Source organism: Burkholderia cepacia (assembly GCF_001039005.1).
GTDB classification, from domain to species: domain Bacteria; phylum Pseudomonadota; class Gammaproteobacteria; order Burkholderiales; family Burkholderiaceae; genus Burkholderia; species Burkholderia theae.
The window spans coordinates 1-15,251 of record NZ_LDWR01000084.1 but is presented as its reverse complement, the minus strand read 5'-3'; the positions used below and the strand labels follow the sequence as shown (position 1 = coordinate 15,251).

General features: G+C 68.4%; 15 protein-coding genes. 11 read left to right on the top strand and 4 right to left on the bottom strand.

The genetic code is table 11. The annotated features are described in order from the left end of the window. Nucleotides 1–74: 74 nt before the first annotated feature. Nucleotides 75–686: a glutathione S-transferase family protein gene (locus VL15_RS36310; RefSeq protein ID WP_048251619.1), complete on the bottom strand. Its 612-nt coding sequence runs from the start codon at nt 684–686 to the stop codon at nt 75–77. A gap of 186 nt (nt 687–872) precedes the next feature. On the opposite strand from VL15_RS36310, the gene VL15_RS36305 reads away from it, so the two are divergent. The 10 genes from VL15_RS36305 to VL15_RS36260 all read left to right on the top strand — a co-directional run bounded on the left by VL15_RS36305 (nt 873) and on the right by VL15_RS36260 (nt 11,442). Then, the gene (locus VL15_RS36305; RefSeq protein WP_048251617.1) at nt 873–2,270 is read left to right on the top strand and encodes an aminopeptidase P N-terminal domain-containing protein; all 1,398 of its coding nucleotides are present in this window, start codon (nt 873–875) and stop codon (nt 2,268–2,270) included. A 70-nt stretch (nt 2,271–2,340) separates the two neighbouring features. Beyond that, entirely contained in the window at nt 2,341–3,528 is a 1,188-nt protein-coding gene (locus VL15_RS36300; RefSeq protein WP_048251613.1) for a UbiH/UbiF/VisC/COQ6 family ubiquinone biosynthesis hydroxylase, read from the top strand. A 137-nt stretch (nt 3,529–3,665) separates the two neighbouring features. Beyond that, the gene (gene dusB / locus VL15_RS36295; protein ID WP_048251615.1) at nt 3,666–4,733 is read left to right on the top strand and encodes a tRNA dihydrouridine synthase DusB; all 1,068 of its coding nucleotides are present in this window, start codon (nt 3,666–3,668) and stop codon (nt 4,731–4,733) included. Further along, complete coding sequence (locus tag VL15_RS36290; RefSeq protein ID WP_006476892.1) at nt 4,730–4,963, top strand: Fis family transcriptional regulator; 234 nt, start codon at nt 4,730–4,732, stop codon at nt 4,961–4,963. Before dusB ends, VL15_RS36290 begins: the two co-directional genes overlap by 4 nt. A gap of 44 nt (nt 4,964–5,007) precedes the next feature. Beyond that, the gene (gene purH, locus VL15_RS36285) at nt 5,008–6,573 is read left to right on the top strand and encodes a bifunctional phosphoribosylaminoimidazolecarboxamide formyltransferase/IMP cyclohydrolase (RefSeq protein WP_048251611.1); all 1,566 of its coding nucleotides are present in this window, start codon (nt 5,008–5,010) and stop codon (nt 6,571–6,573) included. A gap of 151 nt (nt 6,574–6,724) precedes the next feature. Next, nucleotides 6,725–7,267, top strand: coding sequence for a crossover junction endodeoxyribonuclease RuvC (gene ruvC, locus VL15_RS36280; protein ID WP_048251609.1), 543 nt, complete (start codon nt 6,725–6,727; stop codon nt 7,265–7,267). Between the two features lie 156 nt (nt 7,268–7,423). Continuing rightward, nucleotides 7,424–8,005 (top strand): Holliday junction branch migration protein RuvA, encoded by a 582-nt coding sequence (ruvA, locus tag VL15_RS36275; RefSeq protein ID WP_048251607.1) that lies wholly within the window; start codon nt 7,424–7,426, stop codon nt 8,003–8,005. Between the two features lie 108 nt (nt 8,006–8,113). Further along, nucleotides 8,114–9,184 carry a Holliday junction branch migration DNA helicase RuvB gene (gene ruvB / locus VL15_RS36270; protein WP_048251606.1) on the top strand — a complete coding sequence of 357 codons (1,071 nt, stop codon included), beginning with the start codon at nt 8,114–8,116 and terminating at the stop codon, nt 9,182–9,184. A gap of 24 nt (nt 9,185–9,208) precedes the next feature. Further along, nucleotides 9,209–10,162 (top strand): oxygenase MpaB family protein, encoded by a 954-nt coding sequence (locus VL15_RS36265; RefSeq protein ID WP_048251605.1) that lies wholly within the window; start codon nt 9,209–9,211, stop codon nt 10,160–10,162. A 143-nt stretch (nt 10,163–10,305) separates the two neighbouring features. After that, nucleotides 10,306–11,442 carry a ParB/Srx family N-terminal domain-containing protein gene (locus VL15_RS36260; RefSeq protein ID WP_080971067.1) on the top strand — a complete coding sequence of 379 codons (1,137 nt, stop codon included), beginning with the start codon at nt 10,306–10,308 and terminating at the stop codon, nt 11,440–11,442. 57 nt (nt 11,443–11,499) lie between these two features. Here VL15_RS36260 and VL15_RS36255 read toward each other — a convergent pair whose 3' ends face one another. Genes VL15_RS36255 through tyrS form a run of 3 tightly spaced genes read right to left on the bottom strand, consistent with a single transcriptional unit; the run spans nt 11,500 to nt 13,882 of the window. After that, entirely contained in the window at nt 11,500–12,162 is a 663-nt protein-coding gene (locus VL15_RS36255; protein ID WP_048251603.1) for a histidine phosphatase family protein, read from the bottom strand. A 23-nt stretch (nt 12,163–12,185) separates the two neighbouring features. After that, nucleotides 12,186–12,644, bottom strand: coding sequence for a D-aminoacyl-tRNA deacylase (dtd, locus tag VL15_RS36250; protein WP_048251602.1), 459 nt, complete (start codon nt 12,642–12,644; stop codon nt 12,186–12,188). Further along, complete coding sequence (gene tyrS / locus VL15_RS36245) at nt 12,641–13,882, bottom strand: tyrosine--tRNA ligase (RefSeq protein ID WP_048251601.1); 1,242 nt, start codon at nt 13,880–13,882, stop codon at nt 12,641–12,643. The genes dtd and tyrS overlap by 4 nt, the downstream gene beginning before the upstream one ends. A 142-nt stretch (nt 13,883–14,024) precedes the next feature. On the opposite strand from tyrS, the gene VL15_RS36240 reads away from it, so the two are divergent. Further along, the gene (locus tag VL15_RS36240) at nt 14,025–15,173 is read left to right on the top strand and encodes an anhydro-N-acetylmuramic acid kinase (RefSeq protein ID WP_048251599.1); all 1,149 of its coding nucleotides are present in this window, start codon (nt 14,025–14,027) and stop codon (nt 15,171–15,173) included. The last annotated feature ends 78 nt before the right edge of the window (nt 15,174–15,251 follow it).

Sequence of the window (15,251 nt, the reverse complement as noted above, 5' to 3'; positions counted from 1 at the left end):
CCCCGCGGGGCGCTTTTCTTTTGTCTGCCGAATGCGTGAACGCTCGAACGCTTGAACGCGCGGCCGGCAGCGGCTCAGTTCTGCGGCAGCGTGTCCGCGAACGACTGCCGTTGCTGCAGCTTGACGAAGTGCTTGTCGAGGTTCGGGTGATGCTCGCGCCAGTTCAGTTCGGGCATCCGGAAGTCGAGATAACCGAGCGCGCAGCCGAGTGCGATGTCGGCGAGCGTGTAATGATTACCGACGCACCACGTCTTGCCGCCGAGGCCCTGCGACATCGCGACGAGCGCATCGTCGATCTTGCGCTGCTGGCGCGCGATCCAGCTTGCGCTGCGCTGCACGTCGTCGCGCAGCGTGTATTCGAGACGAATCGCGACCGCCGCGTCGAGCACGCCGTCGCCCAGCGCTTCCCAGCAGCGCACTTCGACGCGCTCGCGGCCCGACGGCGGAATCAGCTTGCCGACCGGCGACAGCGTATCGACGTATTCGCAGATCACGCGGGAATCGAACACCGCGGCACCATCCTCCATCACGAGGCACGGGACCTTGCCGAGCGGATTCGATGCATGAATATCCGTCTCCGGCGCCCACACGTTCTCGAGCTCCAGCTTGTAGTCGATCTTCTTTTCAGCAAGCACGATCCGCGCCTTTCGGACGTACGGGCTGCTGAGCGAACCGATTAATTTCATCATCTGCCTTTTTAAGGGAACCGCCGAGAGTATACGTTGTCGCCGATCATAACCGGGCAGGGTCGCACGGTAGAAAATCGCCCGGCCGGCCTGTGGATGGTTTGCAACAGCCGCCGCGCGAGCCTGCCGGCGCGGCTCGCGGCCGCCCCTTTCACGCGCCGCGTCCGGCGGCGCTACAATCGCACGATGAATGCGCCCCTCGATACCGCCATCGCCGTCGACGTCTACCGCCAACGCCGTGAACGCGTGCTTGCCGCACTGCGCGCCGCGGGCGGCGGCGTCGCCATCGTCCCCACCGCGCCGGAAATGCTGCGCAACCGCGATACGGCCTACCCGTACCGGCACGACAGCTATTTCCATTACCTGACGGGCTTCACCGAGCCGGATGCCGTGCTCGTGCTGAACGCGGCCGCGCCGCACGGCGCGCCGGAGTCGATCCTGTTCTGCCGCGGCAAGAATCCCGACCGCGAGATCTGGGAAGGCTTCCACTACGGCCCCGAAGCCGCGCGCGATGCGTTCGGCTTCGACGCGGCGTTCGCGGTCGACGTGATCGACACCGAGATGCCACGCCTGCTCGCCGACGCGGGCACCGTGCACTACCGGTTCGGCGCATCGGCCGACTTCGAACGCCAGCTCGCCGGCTGGCTCGACGCGGTGCGCGGGCTGGCGCGCACGGGTGTCGCCGCGCCGGACGCGATGCTCGACCTCACGCCGCTCGTCGACGACATGCGGCTCGTGAAGGACGAACACGAACTCGCGATCATGATGCGCGCCGCGCACATCTCCGCGCTCGCGCACCGCCGTGCGATGCAGGTGTGCCGCCCCGGCATCCGCGAATACGAACTCGAGGCCGAGCTGCTGTATCTGTTCCGCAAGCACGGCGCGCAGGCACCCGCGTACGGCTCGATCGTCGCGGCCGGCGCGAATGCGTGCGTGCTGCACTACCCGGCCGGCAACGCGGCCGCGAAGGACGGCGACCTGATCCTGATCGACGCCGCATGCGAACTCGACGGCTACGCGTCGGACATCACGCGCACGTTCCCGGCCAACGGGCGCTTCTCGCCCGCGCAGCGCACGCTGTACGACATCGTACTCACCGCGCAGCAGGCCGCAATCGACGCGACGCGCGCGGGCGTGCCGTTCGAGGCGCCGCACGACGCGGCCGTGCGCGTGCTCGCGCAGGGGTTGCTCGACACCGGCATCATCCCGAAAACACGCTTCTCGAACGTCGACGACGTGATCGCCGAGCGCGCGTACACGCGCTTCTACATGCACCGCACGGGTCACTGGATCGGGATGGACGTGCATGACTGCGGCGACTACCGCGAGCGGCTCGCCGGGCGCGACGACAACGGCGCGCTGCCGTGGCGCACGCTGAAGCCCGGCATGACGCTGACCGTCGAGCCCGGCCTGTATGTGCGGGCAGCCGACGACGTGCCGCCCGAGTACTGGAACATCGGCATCCGCATCGAGGACGATGCGATCGTGCGCGAGCACGGCTGCGAGCTGATCACGCGCGGCGTGCCCGTCGCCGCGGACGAGATCGAAGCGCTGATGCGCGCAGGCGCGGCGCACGGCGCATGACCGGCCAACGCCTGTTCGTCGCGCCGCCGTCGACCCGCCGTCGACCGTTATTTCCGTTTTACGAATCAAGATGACGACCGCTTCCTCCCCGGCCACGCCGGACTACGACCTCGCCATCGTCGGCGCCGGCCCCGTCGGGCTCGCGCTCGCCGGCTGGCTCGCGCGCCGCAGCGCAACCCAACACGCGTCGATCGCGCTGATCGATGCGCGCGAACCGGTCGCGAGCGTGAACGACCCGCGCGCGATCGCCGTCTCGCACGGCAGCCGCGTGCTGCTCGACACGCTCGCGTGGCCCGCCGACGCGACGCCGATCGAACATATCCACGTGTCGCAGCGCGGCCACTTCGGCCGCACGCTGATCGACCGCGACGAGCACGACCTTGCCGCGCTCGGCTATGTCGTGCGCTACGGCTCGCTCGTGCAGGCGCTCGCGGGCGCCGTGCGCGGCACGCGCGTCGACTGGCTCGCGTCGACCACCGCGCGCGCGCCGCAGCAGGATGCCGACGGCGTCACGCTGACGCTCGACGGCCCGCAAGGCGAGCGCACGCTGCGCGCGCGCATCGTCATCAACGCCGAAGGCGGGCTGTTCCACGAACAGGCGGCCGACACCGGCCAGCATCGTCGCGACTACGGGCAGACCGCGCTCGTCGGCACGGTCACGGTCTCGGCGCCACGCCCGAACGTCGCATGGGAACGCTTCACGAACGAAGGCCCGCTCGCGCTGCTGCCGCTCGGCGGGCCGCGCCAGGCCGACTACGCGCTCGTCTGGTGCTGCACGCCCGACGAAGCGGCGCGGCGCGCCGCGCTGCCCGACGACGCGCTCCTGCGCGAGCTCGGTAGCGCGTTCGGCGAACGCATGGGCCAGTTCGTCGCGATCGCGGGCCGCGCGGCGTTCCCGCTCGGCCTGAACGCCGCGCAGACGCTCGTCAGCGGCCGCGTCGCGATCGTCGGCAATGCCGCGCAAACCCTGCACCCCGTCGCGGGCCAGGGGCTCAACCTCGGGCTGCGCGATGCGCATACGCTGGTCGACACGCTGTCCGCGCAAGGCCTCGAAGCGACCGCGCTCGCGGCCTTCAACGCACGCCGCGCGCTCGACCGGCGCTTCACGATCGGCGCGACCGACACGCTGGCGCGCCTGTTTACGATCGACTCGGGCCCGCTCCCGCTGCTGCGCGGCGCCGCGCTCACCGCGCTCGAATTCGTGCCGCCGCTCAAGAAGGTGATCGCGCGCCAGATGATGTTCGGCCAGCGCAACTGACGCGCGGCGCACCTCAGGGTGCGCCCGGCCGGACCACGCAAACCGGGTCAAATCGGCGGGACATGGGAATACGGTAAAATGCGCGTTTTCCGTCCGCCCTTTTCATGCCCGCACCTGTCGCGGGCGGTGCCATTGCGATGCCCGTTATCGGCCCTCACGTATTGCGTAACAACCTGTTCGTCGCACCGATGGCCGGCGTGACGGATCGTCCGTTCCGCCAGCTGTGCAAGCAGCTGGGGGCCGGTTACGCCGTGTCCGAGATGGTCGCGTCCAACGCGCAGCTGTGGAAAAGCGCGAAGACGATGCGGCGCGCGAACCACGAAGGCGAGGTCGAGCCGATCGCGGTGCAGATCGCGGGCGCCGATCCGGCGATGATGGCCGAAGCGGCCCGCTACAACGTCGACAACGGCGCGCAGATCATCGACATCAACATGGGCTGCCCGGCGAAGAAGGTCTGCAACGTCGCGGCCGGTTCCGCGCTGCTGCAGAACGAGCCGCTCGTGCAGCGGATCGTCGAGGCTGTCGTCGCGGCGGTCGGCACGGGGCCCGATGCGGTGCCCGTCACGCTGAAGATCCGCACCGGCTGGGACCGCGAGCACAAGAACGCGATCACGGTCGCGCGCCTGGCCGAAGCGGCCGGCATCTCGATGCTCACCGTGCACGGCCGCACGCGCGCCGACCTGTACCGCGGCGACGCCGAATACGAAACCATCGCGGCCGTGAAGGCGGCCGTCAGGATTCCGGTCGTCGCGAACGGCGACATCACGTCGCCCGCGAAGGCGAAGGCCGTGCTCGACGCAACGGGCGCCGACGCACTGATGATCGGTCGCGCCGCGCAAGGTCGGCCGTGGCTGTTCCGCGAAATCGATCATTTCCTGCAAACCGGCGAGCTGCTGCCCCCGCCGCGGATCGACGAGATCCAGCACGTGATGAACGAACACCTGGAAGACCACTACGCGTTCTATGGTGAATTCACGGGAGTCCGTACTGCGCGCAAGCACATCGGCTGGTACACTCGCGGCCTTTCCGGTGCCAACGGGTTCCGGCACAGGATGAACACGCTCGATTCCACCCGCGAGCAGCTCGCCGCCGTCAATGAATTCTTCGAGGCGCAAAAGGCGCTGTCGGACCATCTCGTCTATGTCGATGACGAAGAGGAAAACGGCCAGGGCGAGTCGGACGACCATAACCAGTTAGCAGCATGAGCAAGCACAACATCGAACAATGTGTCCGCGAGAGCCTGGACGTGTATTTCCGGGATCTAGACGGCTCCAATCCGCACGACGTCTATGAAATGGTGATGTCCTGCGTCGAAAAGCCGATGCTCGAGGTCGTGCTCGTACAGGCAGGCGGCAACCAGTCGCTCGCCGCGGAGTACCTCGGCATCAATCGCAATACGCTGCGCAAGAAGCTGCAGCAGCACGGCCTGCTGTAGCCGGCCGTCCCGTCCCCGTTTCCCTGGCTATTGGTGGTTCCATCATGATCAAGCAAGCGCTCATTTCCGTTTCCGACAAGACCGGCATCGTCGACTTCGCGAAGTCGCTGTCCGACCTCGGCGTCAAGCTGCTGTCGACGGGCGGCACCGCGAAACTGCTCGCCGACGCGGGCCTGCCCGTTACCGAAGTGGCCGACTACACGGGCTTTCCGGAAATGCTCGATGGGCGCGTGAAGACGCTCCACCCGAAGGTGCACGGCGGCATCCTCGCCCGCCGCGACCTGCCCGAGCACATGCAGGCGCTGGAACAGCACGGCATCCCGACGATCGACCTGCTCGTCGTGAACCTGTATCCGTTCGTCGCGACGATCGCGAAGGACGACTGCACGCTCGCCGACGCGATCGAGAACATCGACATCGGCGGCCCGACGATGCTGCGCTCGGCCGCGAAGAACCATCGCGACGTGACGGTCGTCGTCGATCCGGCCGACTACGCGGTCGTGCTCGATGAAATGAAGGCGAACGGCAATGCGCTCGGCTATTCGACCAACTTCCGCCTCGCGACGAAGGTGTTCGCGCACACCGCGCAATACGACGGCGCGATCACGAACTACCTGACGAGCCTGACCGACGAGTTGCAGCACGCATCGCGCAGCGCGTACCCGGCGACGCTGAACATCGCGTTCGACAAGGTCCAGGACCTGCGCTACGGCGAGAACCCGCACCAGAGCGCGGCGTTCTACCGTGACATCGCGCCGCAAGCCGGCGCGCTCGCGAACTATCGCCAGCTGCAGGGCAAGGAACTGTCGTACAACAACATCGCGGATTCGGACGCGGCGTGGGAATGCGTGAAGACGTTCGACGCGCCGGCCTGCGTGATCATCAAGCATGCGAACCCGTGCGGCGTCGCGGTCGGCAACGACTCGGCCGACGCATACGCGAAGGCGTTCCAGACCGACCCGACCTCCGCATTCGGCGGCATCATCGCGTTCAACCGTGAAGTCGACGAAGCGGCCGCTCAGGCTGTCGCGAAGCAGTTCGTCGAAGTGCTGATCGCACCGTCGTTCTCCGACGCCGCGAAGCAGGTGTTCACCGCGAAGCAGAACGTGCGCCTGCTCGAAATCGCGCTCGGCGACGGCCATAACGCATTCGACCTGAAGCGCGTGGGCGGCGGCCTGCTCGTGCAGTCGCTCGACTCGAAGAACGTGCAGCCGCACGAGCTGCGCGTCGTCACGAAGCGCCAGCCGACGCCGAAGGAAATGGACGACCTGCTGTTCGCGTGGCGCGTCGCGAAGTACGTGAAGTCGAACGCGATCGTGTTCTGCGGCAACGGCATGACGCTCGGCGTCGGCGCGGGCCAGATGAGCCGCGTCGATTCCGCGCGCATCGCGAGCATCAAGGCGCAGAACGCGGGCCTGACGCTGGCCGGCTCGGCCGTCGCGTCGGATGCGTTCTTCCCGTTCCGCGATGGTCTCGACGTCGTCGTGGCAGCCGGCGCGACCTGCGTGATCCAGCCGGGCGGCTCGATGCGCGACGACGAAGTGATCGCCGCGGCCGACGAGCACAACATCGCGATGATCCTGACGGGCGTGCGCCACTTCCGTCACTGATCGCACACGGCCCGCTCGGCCGCTGTACGCAAGCCCGGCGGCGTCGCACCCGCCGGGTTTTTTATTGCGCGACGCCCCGGCGCGCGACCATGCTGCCGGCTCGCCGCACCATTCGTTGTAGTATCGCTGCATCAGGCAACTCTCCTCACTCATGCGAATTCTCGGCATCGACCCTGGCCTGCGCGTCACCGGCTTCGGCGTCATCGACGTCAGCGGCCACCAGCTCGCCTATGTCACGAGCGGCGTGATCCGCACGCCGACGGCCGACCTGGCCACCCGGCTCGGCACGATCTTCCAGGGCGTCTCGACGATCGTGCGCGAACATGCGCCCGACCAGGCCGCGATCGAAAAGGTGTTCGTCAACGTGAACCCGCAGTCGACGCTGCTGCTCGGCCAGGCGCGCGGCGCCGCGATCTGCGGCCTCGTCGCGGGCGGCCTGCCTGTCGCCGAATACACGGCGCTGCAGCTCAAGCAGGCCGTCGTCGGCTACGGCCGCGCGACCAAGACGCAGATGCAGGAAATGGTCACGCGGCTGCTCAATCTCTCCGGACAACCGGGCTCCGACGCGGCCGACGCGCTCGGCATGGCGATCTGCCATGCGCACGGCGGCACGACGCTCAGCACGCTCGGCGGCCTCGCGCCGGCGCTCGCGAAGAAGGGGCTGCGCGTGCGGCGCGGGCGGCTGGTCGGCTGACACCGGCGCACGCCGTCGCCCGGCACGCCGGATCGACCGTCTTGACCGCGCACGGCGCGCACACGACACGCATTGCTTCGGCCTGACGGCCGATCCCGTCGGCATTGCGCCGCGCGTGCGCTACACTCGCGCTTTCTTCCTCGCATCCCGCCCCCCATGATCGGTCGCATCGCCGGCATCCTGTTCGAAAAGAACCCGCCTCACCTGCTCGTCGACTGCAACGGCGTCGGCTACGAAATCGACGTGCCGATGAGCACCTTCTACAACCTGCCGCAAACTGGCGAGCGCGTCGTACTGCTCACGCAGCAGATCGTCCGCGAGGACGCGCACCTGCTGTACGGCTTCCTGACGCTGCAGGAGCGCACGACCTTCCGCGAGCTGCTGAAGATCACCGGCATCGGCGCGCGCATGGCGCTCGCCGTGCTGTCCGGCATGAGCGTGCAGGAGCTCGCGCAGGCCGTGACGATGCAGGACGCCGCGCGCCTCACGCGCCTGCCGGGCATCGGCAAGAAGACCGCCGAGCGCCTGCTGCTCGAGCTGAAGGGCAAGCTCGGCGCCGATCTCGGTGCGCTCGCCGGCGCCGCATCGGCGTCCGACCACGCGACCGACATCCTCAACGCGCTGCTCGCGCTCGGCTACTCCGAAAAGGAAGGCCTCGCCGCGATCAAGAACGTGCCGGCCGGCACCGGTGTGTCCGAAGGCATCAAGCTTGCGCTGAAGGCGCTGTCGAAGGCGTAACGCGCGGCCGAACAAGCTGTTGAAGTCAGTGTCGCGCGGCCGCGCGGCGCTCGCCAGTCGGCCGTTTGGTCAGGTGGGCGGGACCACTGCGCGCGGTACAATGGCCGCATGATTGAAACCGACAAACTCGCCACCGAGCAGCGGATCATCGCCGCCACGCCCGCCTCGTCGCACGAGGAGGTGTTCGAACGTGCGCTGCGGCCGCGCCAGCTCGACGACTACGTCGGCCAGGAAAAGGTGCGCGGCCAGCTCGAGATCTTCATCGAAGCCGCCAAGCGCCGCTCGGAGCCGCTCGACCACGTGCTGCTGTTCGGGCCGCCGGGTCTCGGCAAGACGACGCTCGCGCACATCATCGCGCGCGAGATGGGCGTGAACCTGCGCCAGACGTCGGGCCCCGTGCTCGAACGCGCCGGCGATCTCGCCGCGCTGCTGACGAACCTCGAAGCGAACGACGTGCTGTTCATCGACGAGATCCACCGGCTATCGCCGGTCGTCGAGGAAATCCTGTATCCGGCACTCGAGGATTACCAGATCGACATCATGATCGGCGAAGGCCCGGCCGCGCGCAGCGTGAAGCTCGACCTGCAGCCGTTCACGCTCGTCGGTGCGACCACCCGCGCCGGGATGCTAACCAACCCGCTGCGCGACCGGTTCGGGATCGTCGCGCGCCTCGAGTTCTACGATGCCGAGCAGCTGTCGCGCATCGTGCGGCGCTCGGCGTCGCTGCTGAACGCGCAGATCGATCCGAACGGCGCGCTGGAAATCGCGAAGCGCGCGCGCGGCACGCCGCGGATCGCGAACCGGCTGCTGCGCCGCGTGCGCGACTTCGCGGAAGTGAAGGCCGACGGCCAGATCACCGCGGCGGTCGCCGATGCCGCGCTCGCGATGCTCGACGTCGATCCGGTCGGCTTCGACCTGATGGACCGCAAGCTGCTCGAGGCGATCCTGTACAAGTTCGACGGCGGCCCGGTCGGCCTCGACAACCTCGCGGCGGCGATCGGCGAGGAGCGCGACACGATCGAGGACGTGATCGAACCGTACCTGATCCAGCAGGGCTTCCTGCAGCGCACGCCGCGCGGGCGCGTCGCGACGCTGCTCACCTATCGCCACTTCGGGCTCTCCGTGCCCGACACCGGCCGCTCCGAACGCGGCGCGTGGGATGCCCCCGACGGGAAGTAGCCCGTCGCCCGAGCCGTACCTGCCATGACAACGCCGCCCAGCCGCCACCCCGCCGCACCCGTACCGGGCCCGCGCTGGGCCGAGCCGATCCGCAAGCGGCTCGTGGCGGGCATCACGCACCTGACGGCGGGTGGCGGCGGCCCGTCGCTCGACCTCTCTTCACCACCCGGAGATCCGGGGCTGTTCGGCCCCGACGCCATCTGCTGGCGCGTGCATGCCGACTTCACGTCGATGATGACCGGCGGCATCGCCGCGCTGCTGCTGCAGGCGCTCCATCCGCTCGCACTCGCGGGCGTCTGGGATCACTCGTCGTTTCGCACCGACATCCTCGGCCGCTTGCGGCGTACCGCCACGTTCATCACGGGCACGACGTTCGGCAGCCGCGCGGACGCACTCGCGCTGATCGAACGCGTGAAAGCGATCCACGCGCGCATATCGGGTACCGCACCCGACGGTCGGCCGTACCGCGCCGACGATCCGGCGCTGCTGACCTGGGTGCATATCGCGGAAGTATCGAGCTTCCTCGCCGCGCATCTGTGCTACGTGAATCCGGCGCTGCCGGGCGAATTGCAGGACCGCTATTACGCCGAAACGGCATTGATCGCCGAACTGCTCGGCGCACGCGAGGTGCCCCGCTCGCGCGCCGAGGTCGCCGCCTATCTCGCGCGCATGCAGCCCGAACTCGAGGCCGGGCCGCATACCTTCGAAGTGATGTCCATCCTGCTGAATGTGCCGGTCGCGACACCCGCGTTGCGGCCGGCCGCGTCGCTGGTGATGCATGCCGGGATCGACCTGCTGCCGCCGTGGGCGCAGCGCATGCTCGGCGTGTCGACGTTCGCTCCGTTGCGTCGCGCGGTGGTCCGGCCCGGCGTGCGGACCGTCGCCCCCGTGCTGCGCTGGGCGCTCGTCAACGGCGCGTCGAAGCGCGCGCGCCGCCGCGCGACCGCGACACCGGTCGACGGCGATCCGCCAGCCTGACGATCAGCTTCCTCAGAACATTTCAATTTACTGTCAAATTCCTGTGACAAGCTGACGGGCTCGCACCCGCACACGGTCACACGTCCTGTATGTCCCGCATGTCCGTTACCCGCGCGGTGTCCTGCCAACCTGACCGACACCCGATGCCCGCGATGCCACGCCTGCCGATCCGTTTCGCCCTTGCCGCCAGCCTGTCCGCCGTTTTCGCCCTGACCGCCTGCGGCGGCGACGATGTCACCGCCGTCGCGCGCACGGACGCGCAGACGCCGTCCGGCGGCACGACGACAACGCCCGCCCCCACGCCGCCCGCCACCGTCACGCCGCAACCGGGCAAGTGGAAGGCCGCCCGCGCGGGCGACCTGATCGACGTGACGCTCGGCGATCTCCATCCGACGCAGGGCGCGATCGGCTACGACCAGATCTACTACAAGCTCGGCCGCTACGAACTGCAGCCCGACAAGAAATTCGACGACTTCTGCGCGGACGAAGGGCTCGGCGGCGTCGCATCGAGCGGCTACACGGCCCAATCGTCGCTGCGCGAACCCGCGAGCTACGCGTGTTCGACGACCGACGCAAACGCCCGCGACCGCGCGGTGCTGAACCCCGTCGTGATCGGCCCGAACGGCGATGCCCTATATCTGACCGACGGCCACCACGGCCTGTCGACCTACTACGAAACACCCGACGGCGGCCCGGCGCTACACGTGCACGTCGTCGTCAAGGACAACCTGAGCGACTACTCGGGCGACGCGTTCTGGCAGCAGATGCAAAACCGCGGCTACGTACGCCTGAAGAACGGCGAAGGCAAACCGATCGCGGTCGCGCAACTGCCGGCCGGGCTCGGCCTGAAGCTCGGGATGACGAACGACCGCTACCGGTCGCTCGTCTATTTCACGCGCGACATCGGCTACAGCAAGCCCGCGCAAGCCACCGACTACCTCGAGTTCTACTGGTCCGACTGGCTGCGCGCGCAGCCGGGCACGTTCTCGCTCGCCGGCTATGACCTGACGCGCGCCGGTGCGACCGACCCCGATCCGGCGAAGGCCGACACGGGCTACCTGAACGCGGTCTGGAATGCGTCGACGCGCATGGTCGCGGCCACGGACCCGGTGATCGACGGCAAGACGGGCGCCGACCTCGGGCGCGCGGATGCGATCAACGGCGGGAAGAAATACAACAAGGGGGAATTCGACAAGCTGCGCCAGCCGATCACGGCCGACAAGCCCGGCAAGATCGCATACGCGCTCGACTACAAGACGCGCCACGGGCTGCCGCAGTAAGGATCACGCTCGAAGGGGAAGCCCAGCCGGCCGTGCCGGGCGGACCCTCACACTCAGTCAGAGTACCTTGCGATACCCGTCGTCGTCGCTCTCGGCATCGAGGTGCGACACGTCGGCCCACTGCACGACCTGTGCGCGGCCGTCCACGTAATCGACGACGTTGATGCTGGTGTTGAGCAACTGATAGTTGCGCGGTGCGGACAGATCGAGCCCGTTCGCGAAGCGATACACGCAATCGAGCACGCCGCCGTGCGCGACGCACGCGATCCGGCCGCCCGGATGCGCGGCGACGATCGGCTCGAGCGCATGCAGCACGCGGTGATAGAACGCGCGCTGCGACTCGCCGCCTTCCGGCGCGAAGCCCGGATCGCGCGTCTGCCAGGCCGCGTACGCGTCCGGAAACAGCGCCTCGATCTCGGTGCTGTCGTGCCCCTGGAACGCGCCGTACGAGCGCTCGCGCAACCCTTCGCGCAGCAGCAGCGGCAACCCGAGCGCATCGGCAAAGGGCAAAGCGGTCTGCTGCGCGCGCATCAGGTCGCTCGAATAAACCGCGTCGATGCGCGCACCGTCACGCGCTTCGCGCGCGAGCCGCGCGGCCAGCCGTTGCGCCTGCGCGAGCCCCGAGTCGGCCAGCGGGATGTCGATATGGCCCTGGATGCGCTTGATGCGATTCCAGGCCGTCTCGCCATGGCGGATGAAAAGAATCTGCGTGGTGGCCATCGCGGTGCGTCTCCGGGAAAGAATCAGGGCCGCACTTGCAGCCAGAACGTCACGGGGCCGTCGTTGACGAGCGACACCTGCATGTCGGCGCCGAACTCGCCCGTCTCGACGACCGGATGGCGCGCACGCGCGGCCGCGACGAAGTAGTCGAACAGCCGCGCGCCTTCGTCGGGCGGTGCGGCCGGCGTGAAGCTCGGACGCAGCCCGCTGTTGGTATCGGCCGCCAGCGTGAACTGCGACACGAGCAGCAGGCCGCCCGCGCGGCCCTCGCCGTCGATATTCGACACGGGGAGGTTCATCTTGCCGGCGGCATCGCTGAACACGCGGTAGCCGAGCATCTTCGCCAGCAGCTTGTCGGCGGCCGCGTCGGTGTCGCCGCGCTCCGCGCAGACGAGCGCAAGCAGGCCCGCGCCGATCTCGCCCGTCGTGCGCTCGCCGACGCGCACGTCGGCGCGCTTCACGCGCTGGATCAGCGCGATCATGCGGTCAGCGTGACGCGCGCGAAGCGGCGCTTGCCGACCTGCACGACGAACTCGCCGGCCTCGACCTTCAGGCCCTTGTCCGACACGATCGCGCCGTCGATCTTCACGCCGCCCTGCTCGATGTTGCGCAGCGCCTCGCTCGTCGACGGCACCAGGCCGGCCTGCTTCAGCAACTGGCCGATCGCCAGCGGCGCGCCGGCGAGCGTGACCGACGGAATGTCGTCCGGCACACCGCCCTTCGCGCGGTGGTTGAAGTCCTCGAGCGCACGCTCGGCGTCGGGCTGCGAGTGGAACCGCGCGACGATTTCCTGCGCGAGCAGCACCTTGAAATCGCGCGGGTTGCGGCCGCCTTCGGCCTCGCGCTTGAAGCCGGCGATCTCGTCCAGGCTGCGGAACGACAGCAGTTCGAAGTAACGCCACATCAGCGTGTCCGAAATGCTCATCAGCTTGCCGAACATGTCGGTCGGCTTCTCGCTGATGCCGACGTAGTTGCCCTTCGACTTCGACATCTTCTCGACGCCGTCGAGGCCTTCGAGCAGCGGCATCGTCAGGATGCACTGCTGTTCCTGGCCGTACTGTTTCTGCAGTTCGCGGCCGACCAGCAGGTTGAACTTCTGGTCGGTGCCGCCGAGTTCGAGATCGGCGTTCAGCGCGACCGAATCGTAGCCCTGCATCAGCGGGTACAGGAACTCGTGGATCGAGATCGGCACACCACCCTGGAAACGCTTCGTGAAATCCTCGCGCTCGAGAATCCGCGCGACGGTGTAGCGCGACGCGAGCTTGATCATCCCGTCCGCGCCGAGCGGCATCGACCATTCGCTGTTGTAGCGGATCTCGGTCTTGTCGCGATCGAGCACGAGCGCGGCCTGCTCGAAGTAGGTCTTCGCGTTCGACTCGATCTGCTCGCGCGTGAGCGGCGGGCGCGTCGCGTTGCGGCCTGACGGATCGCCGATCAGCGACGTGAAATCGCCGATCAGGAAGATCACCGTGTGGCCGAGATCCTGCAGCTGACGCATCTTGTTCAGCACGACCGTGTGGCCGATGTGGATGTCGGGCGCGGTCGGGTCGAGGCCGAGCTTGATGCGAAGCGGCGTGCCGGTGGCCGCGCTGCGCGCGAGCTTCTGCGCGAACTCTTCCTCGATCAGCAGCTCGTCGACGCCGCGCTTCGTGACGGCGAGCGCATGCCGGACTTCGTCGGTGATCGGGAAAACAGGCTTGGAACTGGGTTCGGTGCTCATCGGTGCCAGGAAGAATGTCGCAAAAACAGGGATTTTCCCATAACTTGCGCGCGCATCGCTTAACGACGCGTCACGTTACGCGGATAATCGGGCGCAAGACGCGCGGCACCGGCCCGCGCCGCATGATCGAGGAGAACCCAACGTGCCGCAACGACCTCCGCAAAACGCCCATCCGGCCGACGGCATCTACTTCGGGCTGATGTCGGGAACCAGCATGGACGGCGTCGATGGTGTCGCCGTGCGTTTCGAGACCGGCAAGGCGCCGGTCGTGCTCGCGGAAGCGTTCGTCGGATTCGCGCAATCGCTGCGCGACGCGCTGTTCGCGCTGCAGCAGCCCGGCGACAACGAGATCGACCGCGAATCGCTCGCGGCCAACGCACTCGTCACGCGCTACGCGGTGTGCTGCCACGAACTGCAGCGCACGGCCGGGCTGTCGCGCGACGAGATCCGCGCGATCGGCGTGCACGGCCAGACGGTGCGCCATCGCCCCGAGCGCGGCTATACGCGGCAGCTCAACAATCCGGCGCTGCTCGCCGAGCTGACCCAGGTCGACGTGATCGCCGATTTCCGCAGCCGCGACGTCGCCGCGGGCGGCCACGGCGCGCCGCTCGCGCCGGCGTTCCATGCGACGGTGTTCGGCGCCCCGGGCGAGACGCGCGTCGTCTGCAATCTCGGCGGGATCAGCAACATCACGATCCTGCCCGGCGAAGGCGGCGACGTGCGCGGCTTCGACTGCGGCCCCGCGAATGCACTGATCGACGCATGGGCGACCCGTCATCTCGGCAAGCCGTACGACGACGGCGGCAAGTTCGCCGCGCGCGGCACCGTGCACGCACCGCTGCTCGACGCGCTGCTCGACGAGCCGTATTTCGCCGCGCCGCCGCCGAAAAGCACCGGACGCGACCTGTTCAACCCCGCGTGGCTCGACGCGAAGCTCGCCGCGTTCGCACAGGTCGCGCCGGAGGATGTGCAGGCGACCCTCACGACGCTCACCGCCGTGTCGGTCGCGCGCGAGATCGCGCAGCACGCCCCCGGCTGCAAGGCCGTCTTCGTGTGCGGCGGCGGTGCGCGCAACCCGGTGCTGCTCGACGCGCTCAGGCAAGCGCTGCGCGAGGCCGGCGTGTCGGCCACGGTCGATACGACGGCCGCGCTCGGCGTGCCGCCGCAACAGGTCGAGGCGCTCGCGTTCGCGTGGCTCGCGTACCGCTTCACCGCGCGCCAGCCCGGCAATCTCGCGACGGTCACCGGCGCGGCCGGCGACCGCGTGCTCGGCGCGCTCTATCCGCGCTGATTCGAGTCCAGCCGCGCGACGCTCGCCGCGCACGGGCGCAAAAAAACGGGGCATGAAGCCCTAATGCCGTTCAGTTAA